Annotated in this window: 10 protein-coding genes; 2 read left to right on the top strand and 8 right to left on the bottom strand. The window is 65.2% G+C overall.

Features of this window, described 5'->3' with window-relative positions:
* Positions 1–12 precede the first annotated feature (12 nt).
* Positions 13–1,145 (bottom strand): IS3 family transposase gene (locus tag NV348_RS10855; protein ID WP_447145096.1). Its coding sequence is split into 2 segments (ribosomal slippage): positions 13–884 and positions 884–1,145, totalling 1,134 coding nucleotides; the frame shifts between segments, so codons are not numbered across the junction.
* A gap of 64 nt (positions 1,146–1,209) precedes the next feature.
* Positions 1,210–2,202: a hypothetical protein gene (locus tag NV348_RS10850; protein WP_447146864.1), complete on the bottom strand. Its 993-nt coding sequence runs from the start codon at positions 2,200–2,202 to the stop codon at positions 1,210–1,212.
* A 323-nt stretch (positions 2,203–2,525) separates the two neighbouring features.
* Between NV348_RS10850 and NV348_RS10845 the strand changes: the two genes are divergently transcribed.
* Positions 2,526–2,750 carry a hypothetical protein gene (locus NV348_RS10845; RefSeq protein ID WP_143876021.1) on the top strand — a complete coding sequence of 75 codons (225 nt, stop codon included), beginning with the start codon at positions 2,526–2,528 and terminating at the stop codon, positions 2,748–2,750.
* Between the two features lie 279 nt (positions 2,751–3,029).
* On the opposite strand, the gene mobF is transcribed toward NV348_RS10845, so the two are convergent.
* The 6 genes from mobF to NV348_RS10815 form a co-directional block, all read right to left on the bottom strand.
* The gene (mobF, locus tag NV348_RS10840) at positions 3,030–9,002 is read right to left on the bottom strand and encodes a MobF family relaxase (RefSeq protein WP_447146863.1); all 5,973 of its coding nucleotides are present in this window, start codon (positions 9,000–9,002) and stop codon (positions 3,030–3,032) included.
* A gap of 254 nt (positions 9,003–9,256) precedes the next feature.
* Positions 9,257–9,685 (bottom strand): hypothetical protein, encoded by a 429-nt coding sequence (locus NV348_RS10835; protein WP_062990297.1) that lies wholly within the window; start codon positions 9,683–9,685, stop codon positions 9,257–9,259.
* An 80-nt stretch (positions 9,686–9,765) separates the two neighbouring features.
* A complete protein-coding gene (locus tag NV348_RS10830; protein WP_062990295.1) occupies positions 9,766–10,257 on the bottom strand; it encodes a hypothetical protein in 492 nt (163 codons plus the stop codon).
* 50 nt (positions 10,258–10,307) lie between these two features.
* Complete coding sequence (locus NV348_RS10825; protein WP_062990293.1) at positions 10,308–10,736, bottom strand: hypothetical protein; 429 nt, start codon at positions 10,734–10,736, stop codon at positions 10,308–10,310.
* A gap of 76 nt (positions 10,737–10,812) precedes the next feature.
* Entirely contained in the window at positions 10,813–12,429 is a 1,617-nt protein-coding gene (locus NV348_RS10820; RefSeq protein ID WP_062990291.1) for a hypothetical protein, read from the bottom strand.
* Positions 12,430–12,815: 386 nt separating this feature from the next.
* A complete protein-coding gene (locus NV348_RS10815; RefSeq protein WP_447146862.1) occupies positions 12,816–13,139 on the bottom strand; it encodes a single stranded DNA-binding domain-containing protein in 324 nt (107 codons plus the stop codon).
* 143 nt (positions 13,140–13,282) lie between these two features.
* On the opposite strand from NV348_RS10815, the gene NV348_RS10810 reads away from it, so the two are divergent.
* On the top strand, positions 13,283–14,407 hold the full coding sequence (locus NV348_RS10810) for a tyrosine-type recombinase/integrase (RefSeq protein WP_447146861.1): 1,125 nt from the start codon (positions 13,283–13,285) through the stop codon (positions 14,405–14,407).
* The last annotated feature ends 142 nt before the right edge of the window (positions 14,408–14,549 follow it).

Here is a 14,549-nt window from a genome sequence, read left to right as displayed (position 1 = left end):
TGGGTCCACCGGCTATGCGAGTTGTAGCTGCTGCTGAAACTCGGTCGGTGACCACTGCTCACGGAACGCTTCCGGGCTGAGAAAGCCCAACGACCCGTGGGGTCGGTAACTGTTGTACTCGATCCGCCAGTCCTCGGCAAGAACACGGACCTCGGTCAACGAATGAAACACCTCGCACGACAAGAACTCGTCGCGGAAACGCCCGTTGAACGACTCGCAGATCCCGTTCTGCCACGGCGATCCCGGATCGATGAACGACGCGTCGACACCGGTGAACCGGCACCAATCCCGCATCGCGTGCGCGGTCATCTCCGTGCCGTTGTCCATCCGGATATGGACTGGCCGCCGGCCTGTGTCCGCGATGATCTCATCGAGCACCCCGACCAACTGATCCGACGTGCACGACCGAAATGCTCTGGTAGCCAACGCTTCCCGCGTGAACTCATCGACGATGTTGAGGAACCGGACCTGGCGCCCGTCGACGGTGACATCAACCTGGAAATCCAACGCCCACATCTGATCAGGTGCGGTTGCCCGCAACCGTTGATTGCGGCCTGCCCCGATCCGCCGTTTCTTCCGGACCCGGAATGGTCGTTTCAGACCTTCCTCGCGCCAAAGCCGTTGGGTCCGTTTGTGGTTGGTGACCATGCCCTCGCCGCGGCAAAGTGCGTGGGCTTTGCGCCATCCCCACCGCGGGTGCTTGGCCGAGATCTCGCGTAACCGCGCCCGTAAAGCCCGGTCGAGCTCAGTGATCGTGGGTGGTCGGCGTTGCACTGATCGGGGTTGCCCCACGACCGCGCACGCGCGTCGCTGTGACACCCGAAACCGTTGTTGCAGAAACACGACGGCTCTGCGGCGTCGGTCCGGGCTCAGAAGTTTCCCCGGTTCACTTCCTTGAGCATGTCGATATCGAGGGCTTGCTCGGCGACCATCTTCTTCAGCCGCGCGTTCTCGCGTTCGAGCTCTTTGAGCCGTTTCGCGTCGTCGGACTTCATGCCGCCGTATTGGGCTTGCCAGCGGTGCCAGGAGGCGTCGGAGATCTCGAGGTGTTTACAGACCTCTTCGATCGAGAAGCCCTGCCCGATCAGCTTCTCGCCTTCGCGGAGCTTCCGGATGACCTGCTCGGGGGTGTGTCGTCGTGCCATGGTGTGTTCTCGTCCTCCTGCACCCATTCTGGTGCATCAGAACTCTCACAACCACTGGACCTGCTCAAAGGGATCCAGTCACCACCATGACGCCCTCCAGCGCGGTGGCCAGATCAACCAACTGCTCGAACGCGTCAGTCGTGTGATCGAATCCGCCGAACTTCTTGAGCGCCAGGCCGAAGGAGGTGTGAATCTTGCCTTCGTGTCCAGGATCTGCCGATCGAACGAGTGCTGAAAGCGCATCGAGAGCTGGGCCGTGCGCGTCATTCAACCGGATCACTCGACGAGCCACTGTGATCGACCCATCGTTCATCAACTCCCGGAGCCTGGCCGGAACCTGAGTCACCGCCGTGGACATCCCCGTAACCTCATAGACAGGTTGAGCGGTTCCATTGGTGAGAAGCGAGGCGATCAAGATGAAGTGGTCAAGCTTTCGACTGAGTTCTCTGCCGGTGTGAAAACCGGGCGTATCGAGTGTCTGGCGAAGGACTAGCAGACTCCGCGGCGTGAGTCCCTTGACGGACGGCCGACGCTGCAAGACGTGTGCCGAGTCCGGAATCTGTCTGCGGATCACGATATTTGACGCTGACCCGACCTGATCGGGTATGACCTTGATGCCTTCGAGCTCGATCGACGCACCCGACTCCGTTGTCAGGTGGGAAACCAATCGTGCTACGACAAAGTCTCCCGGTGCCCCAGTGAGGACCCGTTCGAGTTCATCCATGACCTCCTTCACCGGCGCTCCGGTCGGCGAAAAATCATCCGCATAACCACACTGGTAGAGAACTTCCTCAAGGAAGGTATCGATATACTGCTGAACAGTAAACGACTTGAAGAAGTCATCAAGGTCGTCGAACAGGGCGGGAAAGGACTGGAGGAGCTCGTCCTTGAGCGCGGTGTACTCTGACCGACTTCGGATTCGATCGGCATCGAAGTCGATATCCGCCTGGAGTCTCGGAGCATCAGACCACATCGGAATCACTCGATCAGACGTCAGCTCCTCGAAGGCTGCGGCAACGAGGGCGCTACACAGCTCCCGAATACGTGTCTCACTCACCAGTCACTATCTACCACAGAAGATTCAGCGTCGATGCCTTCATCGGTAGCTCAGCGGCTATCGCTCGCACTGGGTCTTGCGTACAGACCGGCGGTTGGCCGCGGTTTCCGCTGAGACCGAGCGAGATATCCGGTCGCCTAGTGAGGTGTCGTCGATGATGTCGGCGGCTACTCTTGCGGGGCATCCGCCTACCCATCACGACAGCGGCGGTACGAAATCCGACGCCGACGCGGGCGGAGGGTGCGACGACGTCGCGCCGACCTGTGTTGTGTCGCAGTATAGTTCAAACCAGTGGGTACCGTTTCTCTCTGTAATCTTGTGTTATGGCGGACAATGCGGATAGTGACTGGACGTGGACCTGTAACCTGTGCCAGGTCAATACCACCACTGAATGGGATGACGAACTTGAGCAGGACATTGGCCTACCTGCCTTCGCTGCGCCGTTCTCTGATCGCGTGATCAATATTTGTGATGCGTGTGCAGGAATTCGAGGACCGCACGAGCTGACCGAGTTGGCGCGCACCCTCGCCGAGAACTCTGAACGGTGAAAGAGGCTGCGGCGCAACCTTGGTAGCCAGCGAGCTGAAGGCGGGTCGATCGGGAGTGCCGTCGCGTTGTCCCTCTGCTGCACCGACTTCCCGAAACCGAGGTCTGGCGGGGTCGAGTTGGTACTGCGATCGCGCCGGTTGGTTGTGCGGCGGCAGGATGGCCGCAGCGCGAGCGCGTGATTGCTGTGGAGGCGGATCCGAAACACCTTTGGATCGGCGGCGGGATCCTAAGTGGCGAGGAAGAACACCCAGCTCTAGCCCCGGCTCCTGGTTTGGCGCCTAGAGACCCATGCCCGATCGGTAGTCAGGCCCGGTGCCCTCTACTGCAGAGCGTTCCTCGACCGTGAACTCATCGGCGGTGGCCGCATGTTGTTGGCGCGCGCGTTCCTCCAGCTGCCGTTGAGGATTGGTCAGATTCTGTCGCCTGTTGTGTTCTGTGCGATGAGCAGCGAGCTCGGATTCGAGCCGTTGGTGGAGCGCCTCAACGGTGGCATCGCGTGCGACAGTGTTTTCGGCTGCGGCTCGAGCTTGTTCACCGCTTCGGCGCGTCTCGTCGTCGGCAGCGGAGCGCTCGGCCTGGGCGATCAGTTCGTTGGCGTGTCGGTTCGCCGCACGGGCGATGTCGCGGGCCTGTTGATGTTCCCCGCGGCGCTCGCGATGTTCTCGAGACAAGTCGTTGATACGGCTCTGAATGGTCTGGCGTGCCGCACGTCGGATCAGCGGCAGCGCGTCGAGCGCTTCGCGGGCAGTATCGAGCGCGTCGCTGGTAATGCGGAGTCGCCGGATGGCGCTGTCGAGTTCGTCGGCACGCATTCGTGCGGTGTCGCGGGCAGTGTCGGCAGCATCCTGGTGTGCGACCACGATCGGGTCGGGCCCGGGGTCGAAGCCGTCGTGTCGGATGGGTGCGAAGAATTCAGCCTCGGTTGCGGAGTTGCCGAGCCGTTGGGCAAGTCCGTCGATCGCGTCGGCGAGGTCACGTTCGGTCAAACGCTGCAGCGGCTCGAGGACCGGGAGTGGCTGTTCGGTGAGGGGATTGTCGGTCAGCCATTGCTGGATGACAGCGCGCCCGGCTTGGTCGAGTGTGCGCCAGTCACGGCGGAGCATCGCTAGCGCCGCAGGCGCAGGATGTGTTTCGGCGATGTGCGCGCATCGCGCGACGAGGTGATCGGCAGGGTTGTGGTCGGGGATACCTGGCCGTTCGTTGTCGCGGCAGTCGAGGCACAGACCGTCGTCGGAGTGTCGTGGAGGTACGGGGGAGCTGGCGTTGCGGGGACGTTCGGTGCTGCAGTCGACGCACGGGAGGCCAACGATGGCGGGCATCGCGGCCAAGTCGTAGTCGATCGGGTAACCAGCGCCTGCTGGTCTTTGCCGCTCTCCCGTTAGTGCCATATAGCGGCTGTCGAAACGTTCGGCGTCGTCGAGGTAGGTGTCAAAGGCGTCGTTGCCGGCGGCCTGAATCGGGTCGAACAGTGCCGGTGTGATCGTGGGGTCGACGTGTTCGCGGTGGTCGTAGACAGGGTGGGGTCGGCCACGCTCGGGTTCGGTATCGCGGTGGAAGGTTTGCGGATCGGTCGAGGGTGTGCACGCGTGGATCAGCGCGCGGTGTTGCGGGAATTGTTGCTCGGCCCAGCGCAGTCGAGCCAGAGCGACGGGGAAGCTGTACTGGTAGAGGGTTTCTGAGACTGCGGTGAGGACCGCTTGTTCGTCGTCGGACAGCTCGGTTCTGAAGCCCCGGTATGCGGCGACAGCGTCAGCGACTCGCCCTGTCGCGAACAATCGGGCGATGCCTTCGATACCGGTGACGAGGTCTTCCTCGAGTGGGTCGCTGATAACGGTGACGACAGGAGCGGCGTCGTGTTCATTTGTGGCCGACGCGGCGGTAGCAGAACTGGCCGAGGGCTCCCTCTCGGCGTCTGGGGCGGTCGGTTCACGCGCGAATGGTTCATGGCCTTGGGTGGGTTGTTGCTCTGTCGGGGTGTGGTGGTGCAGTGCGTCGATGCGCCAGGCCAGTGCGGCGGCGAGTTGGTCGGCGCGCAGCGGTGCGGCGTCGTCGGGTTGCGCGCCTTGGAGAAGTTCGTAGGCAGTGACGAGTAGATCGCGGGGTGACCAGGTGCTGGTGGCGCGTTCGACGGCGGCGACGACGCGAGGCCAGGCCGGTTCGGTAGTGACTTGTTCGGTCATGTCGGTGCCCAGAACGGCTTCGAGGTCGGGTAGCCAGTCGGGTCGGAGTAGGTCAGTGCTGGTGGTATCGAGGGCGGAAGGTTCCAGTTCCAGGCGCGCCCACAATGCTGCGGCGGGCATCTCGTCGGGCAATGGCCGCTGTGCGGCCGCGTCGGTCAGCAGGACGGTGATGTCGAGTCCGGAACGTGCGGCGAGGTCGATCTTGTCAGCCACGACCGACCACAACGCATCGGTGCTGATACGAGAATCGAGGTCATCGACGACGTCGGCCCACCGATTGCGGGGGAGTGCCGGGTCACCGTAGGCGTCGATGACGCGTTGTTGCAGGCGTTTCTGGTGTAGGCGTTCGAGGTCGGTGTAGCGGGCAGGGCCGGTGGGTCGGGTGTCGGTGTCGGGGACGTGGAGTCCGGCCCGCCACACCGAGAGCTCGCCCAGCAATGAGGGATCGGTGCCCAGCAGTGGGCGCGCCCACGCGGGTGCGGTGGCCGGTGTCCACCCTGCCGCGGCATCACGGATCTGTTCGGCAAGGGCAGACACGATCCGTTCGCGTGCCCGAACAGGTTCAGCGAGAGCCTGATCGGCGACACCGGTGGGGAGCCCTGGCGTCCAGGACAGAGGCCCGCTACCGGTGGAATGTGCTCCAGAGGGATCCAGACGCCAGTCCAGCACCGCGGCAGGATCGTCGGCGGTGTCGAGCTCGCGGGCAGTAGCCGCAGCGCGAAGTGCGGCTACTGGATCGGCGCCGGTGAGTGCGATCAGGGCCAGGTGTTGACGGAGCACCGGGTAAGCGGGACTCTCGGTCAGGTCGGGATGGATGGTGTCGGCGGCACGGTCGAGTTCTGCGAGACGGTCGGTGTCGAGGGCGTGTTCGGCGGCCAGGCCGAGGGTGTCGAGGTAGATATCGACTGCCCGCCCGATCCGCAAAGCCGGGTCGAGGGCGTCACGAAGCTCGGTGTGCGCTGACTTCTGGGCCCCGTCGCGAGCCAACACTCGCTGCAGAACTTCGACTGCGGTGCGCGGGTAGACGGCAGGTTCGGTGTAGATCGAGCCTTCGGCGCCGTCGAGGGCGGTGGCGATGTAGGCGTGGTTGGCGTGGATTCCGCGGGTCATCGCGACGTAGAACTGTTGGCGGGATTCGAGCCCGGATAGCGCGACATGGCAGGCGTCGGCGGTGATTCCTTGCGCGGAATCGATCGTCGCGGCGTATCCGAGGTGCACGTGGACGCGCACATACTCGACCGGAAGTCGTACGGTTTTGTCGCTGTCGGTGCCGCCGCGTCGATGCGAAACGGTCAGTGAACCGTCCTCATGGACGGCGGTGATGGTCCACGAGTAGCCGTTGCGAACCCAGTCCGTCTGGCCGAAACGCAGCTTCGGGTTGTTGCGTCGGGTGCGCACGGTGTCACCGACGGAGCCGGAAAGACCGTCCACGAGGGCCACTTCAGTATCGGGTTTCGTGCCGGTTCGGGTGAGTCTGTCGGCGCGGGCGCGTGCGTTGAGCGCGCTCACGACCTTGTGTGTGGGCGCCAACATGACCGCGTCGCGACCGGCAACGTTGTCAGCGGCCCATGCTGTGTAGGTGTCGTCGTAGACCGATCCGGTGTGCCCGGCGTGGATGCGGTCGTTGTCCAGATACCAGGCCAGCGCGGCCGGGTCGCCCTCGCGTAGCCCGATCGACGCCGTTGCTTCGCCGGTGGATGCGAACCGGACGACGTGCGACAGCGTCAAGGTCTGTTCGGGGGAGGCGGCGTTCATGTCGGCGTCGGCGCCACCGGCGTCGATCGCGGGCAGTTGTCGGTCGTCGCCGATGCAGCGCACCGTCGCGCCGCGCTGGGAGAGGAACTGCAGCAGTTGGAGACGTTTGGTGTTGCCGAGTTTGACGTGCTCGTCGACGATCACCAGCGTTCGGTCGTCGATGTCGAGGACCCATTGCGGCAACGACGGCGGATGATCCCGCACGATCGTGGGCGAATCCGGGCGGCGGGAGTGGCGGTCGATGACGTCGAGAAGCTTGTCGACGGTCTCGGCACGGGTGCCGATCGACTCCCCGAGAACAGCGGCCGCGGCAGCGGTGGGCGCCATGCCGAGGACGGTGCCGCCGCTGGAATGCCATGCGCTGGTGAGGACTTGCATGGCAGTGGTCTTGCCGGTTCCGGCAGGGGCGTTGGCGGTATGCACGCGCAACCCGGAGGTGGCGAAGGAAGAGATGACACCAACCTGGCCGGCATTGAGCGGCCGATCAGGATGCGCGGTGTTGTAGTCAGCGACCGCGCTGGTCAGCAGTGCGGAGTCCAGGGTGCGGGCGCCGGGCTCGATCGACAGCTCGATGAGTGCGGCTTCGACGTCGAGAGTGGCTTCGGTGGTGTAGATCTGGGAGTTCGGTCGAACGTGAACGGGGCTGCCGTCGCGGTGGCGCAACCAGGCGGGCACCGCCCGCAGCCCGGGCTCTTCGGTGAGGTCGGGATCACCGCGCGCAACCGCCGACCGTGGCGAGAGCGCGGCGACGACGACTTTGTCGGGAACCCAGTCCCAGTCGGCCGGGCTGATCTGGCCGCGCAGTTGGCGTTCGATCTCGGCCCGCAGATTGAACGGCCGCCATGTCGAGCGTCGCTGCGACGCTGCGGCCAGCGCGCGCTCGGCGGTCGCGGCGATGAATACGGCGTCCGGGTCCGGGCGAGGTATCCGCGGCACCGCCACCACGCGTATCGCTACCGCTTCAACCGGCTCACGGCCACCGAGCAACGTGGTGGCCTGGGCCAACCAGGTCTCACTTTGCTGGGTGTGCGATTCCGGAAGGTGTTTGGCCGGACGGGTATCCAACGTCGCCCGGTCGGCGAGACCGTAGACCTCCTCCGGGGTCGGTTCGCGGCCGAAGGTTGTCTGGAAATCGGCGGTGAGTTGGTCCAGGCGCGCGTTGATCGCGGTGCCTCGCTGCGACCAGGCGTGGATCAGTTCCAGCGGGACGCCGATGACCTCACGGACGGGGACTTGGTGGATGTTGCGGTCGGGGCGGGTTTCGAACTGCAGGTTGAGAGCGAGTTCGAGATGGTGCTCGAGGCGGGAGTCGTAGATCTCCGAGACCGTGACAGCGGCTTCGTGGAACAGCCGGGAGTCGATCGTGCGCCATTTCCCGTCCAGGGTGCGGACCTTGTTGGCGATCAGGACGTGGGTGTGTAGGTCGGGATCGCCTGCGCGGCTGTCGCGATGGGTGAAACAGGCCGCGACGATCCCCTCGACTTCGACGTGGCGGACCCCGTTACGGCCGAGCCGGGTTAACAAGCCGTTGCGCTCCAACCACGTCAACGCATCACCGATCGCACGCTGGTGGGCGGCCTCGATCCGGGCTGCCATGTCCGGTGGGGCCAACGCCCACAGCACCGACACACTCTTCACCGGGGAGAAGGCGATCTCGAGACCTGCCAGCGCGGCCTGGTTCGCGCGCGAGTTTTTGGCGACCCATCCCGACAACTCTCGTGCGTTCAGAGGTGGGCGGCCGTACTCGTCAGTGAACATTCCGGTCGCGAGTCGTGTACGAATGCGCGCACGTTCATCATCGGGAATTGCGGCAGTGGGCTCGAGATTTCGTTCTGAATTGTGCGCACGGTAGGCCTCGGAACAGCGCTTCCGATACTCCGAACGGACCTTGTAGATGGCGAATTTGTTGCCTAATTTGGTTGCCTTCTCAGCCGTGCGGGTGGCGTCGCGGTCGTTGGCGCCGAGCGCAATCTGGCGTTGGAAGACCTCGGTCTTGATCTGCTCGGCGTTCGGGTGAAGGCCCTGCCCGAACAGCGACTTCATCTGTTCCTCGGTCACTTCCGTACCAGCGGCGATGCCGAGCGAGGTTAGTCCGGTGCCATGCCAACGTCCGGGTGCTTCGCCGTGGTCGGAGTAGTACTGCGACAGCGATGACCGCCCGCGAGCTGTCCTATCGTTGGCGGCGGTTTTGCGCAGATAATATTGGTAGCCGTTTCCTGCGGCGACTCGATGAATGGTCGCGACCATGCCTCCATGAAGCATCGCGAATTCCCTTGCCGCAAGGGGCAATTTATTCGCTTGGTCTACGCTGGACAACGATGGACAACTATCGACACGGGCGTTATCGGATCGGTATCCGAGATGCCAGATGTCTGCATGTTAAAAGGGGCGGAGAGAAGCGAGGAGAGGTGTGTGGGAGCGTGAAAGAGGGTGCGGGAGTAGTGGCGAGAGGTGCGGCGTAGGGCAGGCATGGGCTGGAGGCAGCGGTGGTGAGTATGGCGGGCTACTGCGGGGTGCTTCGGGTGGGGATCAACGGGTGGAACGCGGTTGATCCCCACCCGTCGGCGGGCTCAGTCCGGCGCTGCGATCGGTTCCCAGCCGATCGGCGCGCAGGCGTAGTGGCGTCCGCTGAGCGCGACGACGTCGCCGACCGAGAGCGAGCGGCGTCCGCCGCTGTACCAGCGGGTGGTGAGGTGTTCGTCGCCGGGTTCGGGGTGGTCGTTGAGTGCATCGAAGATCCGGCCGAGCACGACGTCGTCGGGACCGCCGGTGTCGCGGGCGAAGACTCGCTCGAGCAAGGCGGTGTCGGCGAGGCGGGGTGTGAGGTCGAGATCGAACCGGTCGGCGAGGGTGAGTGCGGTGCCGGGGGTGTAGCCGGTGATGAGCGCGAGTGGGTCGTTGGCGAGATAGACGGTGACGAGGACCGATCGGTGTCGGCGCAGGGCGCGGGCAGCGACGACGCCCAGTCGTGTGAGGTAGCGGCGGGCTCGGTGGAACACGAATACCTCCGGTGAGAGTGGAATGGGTTGGGACACCAACTCGCGGTCCGGTGACGGTGCGGCCGGGTGGCGGCGCTGGGTCAGACGAACCAGGCGCGGAACTGGATTTCGGTGTATCCGGTGGGCGCGGTGTCAGCGACGCTGATGCGTTGGCGCGCCCAGGATCCGATCAGGCCGTGTTCGTCTTCGAGGTAGCCCTCACCGCCTTCGACGGTGAGCGCGGCCAAGGGATGGGCCTCGTCCTCGGTCGTGGAGTCGTCGAGGAGGTACACGCGGCGGTCGTGGTTGATCAGGTACGGGCCGCTCGCGCGATCGGGGACCGGCGTCTGAGGGAGCGCGTGGGAGAGCTGACGGAGGTTAGCCGGTGGCTGGGTGCCAGGTTCTGGGTCGGCGGACGCGCCGACCCAGACGATGCGCGTCGGTGTCGTGAGGATTCGTGCGACGTCGGAGACGAACCAGTCGTCTTGTCGGGTGGCGTGCTCGGCGAGTTTGTAGAAGATCTCTGGATCGAGGTGGCCGATGACTGTGTCGGAGTCCTCGGCGAGGAAGACAGGTTTGAAGGGTTGGCCCATCGCGGTTCACCTTTCGGATCGGGTGTAGGTGCAGTGGTGAGAGCTGGGGGTCAGCCGGGTGGCGGGACGTGCAGCCACCCGAGCGCGGTACAGGCGTAGTGACGTGAGCCCAGCGCGATGACGTCTCCGACCATCAGGCGTCGGCGCGCGGGGCTGTAGCCACGGCGAGTGCTGTGGTCGTAGGTGTCGGGGCGTCCATCGCGGACAGCGTTGGCGTGCTCGGTCACCGCCCGGTCGTCGAAGCTGGCGAACATGTCGTGGAGGATCTCGACGTCGGTGTTGCGCGCTGAGACGTTGACGAGGAAACGGTCGGTGAGGACCAAGGTCATGCCGGGCGGGTACCCGCGGAGCATGGTGTGCGGTTCGGTGGCCAGATACGCGGTCACGCAGAGCTGCCGCAGCGCGGTACCGCTGGGTTGTGGTCGGAATCGGCGGCGGGCGCGGGGGTGATGGGCACGGCCGAACACGGGAACCTCCATCGGGTGAGCGGTTGGGGCACCCAGTCGCGCGGTGCCCCAACCGACTACGGAGAAAACGGGTCGGGCGAGGACGAGATCAGGCGGCGGTGTTGTCCCGCGCCGCCGGCACGTACAGGCCGAGGTAGACCCGGCACTGAGTGCAGAATCCGTCGTCGTGGACGGGCAGGTACTGGGTGCAGCCCTCGCACCGCCCCGCACGCTGGCCGGGGGGAAGTGCCCGCGCTTGCCTGCGCGGCGCGGGCCGCACCGGCGCGGACTCGTCTTCGAGGTCGGCGAGGGTGGGCGCGCCGGGCAGATCCGGATGCGTGGCGAGGAATCCGTCGACGACACGGATCAACCACTCGGGTGCCCGTCGACGTACCTCGGCGAGGAGCGCGCACGCCGCGTCGCGGTAGTGCTCGGCGAAGTAGGTGCAGTACGCGGTGGCGAGTTCGGACAGTTCGAACCCGGACTCGAGTTCGGGCAGACCGGTGCGGTTGTCGCTGCGGCAGTAGTCACACAGCCCGTCATCAGAGCGCAGCACTCCGTCACGGGTGTGGATGGGGCGTTGGTCGGTGGCGGCGCGTTCGACAAAGCACGACACGCACCGCCATCCCGCGACGGGGTTCATGGCGGTGCGGAAGTCATCGAGCCCGTTGCCTTGGAACATATAGGAGTCACGACGATCCGAGCGAGAGCCCAGTCCGGTGCGCCGCTCTGCCCACAGCAAGGAGTGTTCGTGCGATTTCACGGGGGCACCGGCCTCGGCGCGGTCGAGGTCGTGTTGGTCGGCGACGAACGCACAGTACTGGTGATCCCAGATCGCTTCGGAGACCTCGGTGGGCAGCGGTGCACGCTCGCCAGGGCGGCGCGGTGTCCAGCCCGGCTGGGTTCCGGTGAATCGGACACCGCGCGCGATCAGTTCGGCCATGCGTTGGCGCAACCTGGCTTGGGTGTCGACTTCGGTGTCGACGAACAACGACTCGGCGACGTAGTCGGCGACTTCGAACGGCTCCGCCTCGGCGGGCCGTCGTTTGCCCCGCGCGCCGACACGGGCACGGATCTGCTCGGGCCGCAACCTGGAGGCATCGACGGCCCGGGAAGCGGGCAACGTCAGTCGGGGCAACGGGTTGCGCCACAGGCGGATCGATTGGCGTGGCATTTCGGCGGCGAGGAGTTGGACGTGGAGCTTGGCGAACTCGTCGGCCGCGGTGGTCTCGGGATCAGGGTTGGCTTTGGCCCGGGCTTCCAGGATTTGGGCGAGGTCGTGGTCGGCGTGGGAGTGCAGGACCGGGTCGGTGTCGGGGACCAACCGCACCAACCGTGCCCGCTCGAGGTCGTCACCGGCAGCCCACCGCGCGCGCAAGCGCCGCAACGCTGCCTCACGCGGGTAGAGGGTGAAGACTTCGACCATGTAGTCGAGCACGTCCCAGTCGGCGTCGGTCGCCAGGTCAAGCGCGCCGCGGAACGCACGCTTGGCGGCGCGACGGTCACGCTCGAAGGTGAGCCCGATCGCGGAGATCGCATCGAGGAACGCCGCGGTGCCCGGCTCCGGCACCGGCTCGACAGCGGGATCGGGAGTGACGGTGGCGAACTCGGCCGGTGTGACGAGTGTCGGACCGATGAAGGTGCTCGGGTCGAACTCGGGCTCGACGACTTGAGTGGCAACGGCACCTGTGGGCACAGGGGTGTGAGGGGCTACGAGGGTGGACACAGCAGATCTCCTGACTAGGACGAGAGATTCGACGGCACCCGGGCGCGCTGGAACTGCCACGCTTTTCGCACAAAAGAGGGTGCCGGGCTGGGGTGGGCCCAGCCGAGGGCTACCGACCAGGACCGTGGGCGACACGACGGCGGGAACGCGCCTGGGCGTGCGGAAACGAATTCCCCGCGCTGACAGCAAGACCAGTGGGTGGGGCTGGTGGTGGCGCGGGGAATTCGTTTGTGCCGGGCGCGGGCCCGATGGCGTGGCGCACGCGGTCCTGGTAGCCCTCGATCGGCTGGGCCCACCCCAGACCGTCACCCGGACACACCACCTCCCGACAACCTCACGACCGTCGGCCGCCGACCTATCCGGATGCGGTCAGGAGACCGGCGCGCTCAGAACGGTGGTTCGCCGAAACCTGCACCGGCACCAGCGAGTACAGGCGTTTCCCACGACTCACGCCGATCATCACGATCGGTGGCGTCACCGGCCCATGGAGCCGCGGGCCCGCTCGCCGTGGGGGTCTCGCTGCTCGTATGGGTGGTGGGTACCGTGGCGTCGCGCTGGCCGAACCCACCGCCGCTAGTCCGGCCGGTGGTGCGGGTAACTTGGGCGCGGGCGAAACGCAAGCTGGGCCCGAGCTCGTCGACCTCGATCTCGTAGATGGTGCGCTTGTCGCCCTCGCGGGTTTCGTAGCTGCGCTGCTTGAGCCGTCCCATCACCAGAACTCGCGCGCCCCTGGACAACGTTAAGTAGACCTCTTCCGGCACTGTCCATAACGTCCGTACGGTTTGTATTCGGTCGGCAGTTCCTGCTACATAGACACCTGGTCTTGTTGTGTCGTTGTGGAGGAGGGTGGCCGGTGTCGCTACGGGTGCAGCGTTTGCGGGCACCGGATTCGGGGCGGCGTTCGTTCACGGTGGTCGACGTGGCTGGTGTGCCGGTGTGGCCGATCGAGGAGTTTCTGTCGCATCTGGTGGCGGTGGGTAAGGCGCCGAACACAGTGCAGGGCTACGCCTACGACCTGCGGGATCTGTTCGTGTGGTTGGGGCAGCGGGGTTGGGACTTCCGGGAACTGAATCTGGAGCAGTTGTCGGAGTTCTTCTGGTGGTTGCAGCGTCCGAAGTCGACTCGGCAACCCGGGGTGTTCGTGTTGCCTGGTACCGCGGCGGCGGTCGAGCGAACGACGTTGGTCCGTAAGCGTTCCGCGGTGGCATCGTTCTACCGATTCCATGCCCGCCGAGACGATTCGGTACCTGCATTGTTGGGAGAGCTGGTCGGCCCGCGCCCTACGGGTGGGTACGTGCCGTTGCTGGCGCACACCCGGCGGGGCGCGCCGAATGCTGATTCCTACGGCCCGATCCGGCTGCATGTTCATCGCAAGCCCGCGAAGACGGTGACTGTCCCCCAGCAGCGGGCCCTGATGGATGCGTGCACGCGATTACGGGATCGCTTCCTGCTCCTGCTGTGGTTCGAGACTGGGCTTCGGTTGGGAGAATCGCTGGGGCTGCGTCACTCGGATCTGCGGTTGCGAGCGGGTGAGGTTCACGTGGTGCCGCGTGAGGACAACGTGAACGACGCGCGGGTCAAGCGACTCAAGTCTCGCGTTGTTCCGGCCGCCGCCGAGGTGTTCGACCTCTACGCCGAATACATGGAGGTCGAATATGGCTGCCTGGACAGCGATTTCGTATTCGTGAACCTGTTCCGGGCGCCGGTCGGCGCACCGATGACGGAGACGAACGTCCACAAGCTGATCGAGCGGCTCCGGGATCGCTCAGGCGTCGGCTTTTTCGCGCCCCACATCGCCCGCCACACCTACGCGACCCGACTGCTCCGTGCTGGGGTCCGCATCGAGATCGTCGCTGAATTGCTGGGTCACTCGAGTTCGCAGACGACGGAGATGACGTACTCGCATCTGACGGTCGAGGACCACCGCCACGCCCTCGTCGCCGCGGGGATTCTCCGGGAAGGTACCGAACAACATTGACTACACCGCACGAGTTGCCGACCACCTCGGGGTTGCTGGAGCGGCTGATGCAGACCGTCGACCCGATGTTCCGCGGGGAGATATTCTTCCCGCCCACCGACAATCGGGTGTTCGTACAGGACATGTGTCGGATCCGATCCTG

The sequence above is a fragment of the Nocardia fodinahabitans genome (genome assembly GCF_052983615.1).
This window is presented reverse-complemented; position numbering and strand designations above follow the sequence as displayed.

Excerpts from the sequence above, each read along its gene's own strand:
- NV348_RS10845 (WP_143876021.1), top strand. The coding sequence starts at position 2,526 with ATGGCGGACAATGCGGATAGTGACTGGACGTGGACCTGTAACCTGTGC.
- NV348_RS10830 (WP_062990295.1), bottom strand. The coding sequence starts at position 10,257 with ATGGGCCAACCCTTCAAACCTGTCTTCCTCGCCGAGGACTCCGACACA.
- NV348_RS10825 (WP_062990293.1), bottom strand. The coding sequence starts at position 10,736 with ATGGAGGTTCCCGTGTTCGGCCGTGCCCATCACCCCCGCGCCCGCCGC.
- NV348_RS10815 (WP_447146862.1), bottom strand. The coding sequence starts at position 13,139 with ATGGGACGGCTCAAGCAGCGCAGCTACGAAACCCGCGAGGGCGACAAG.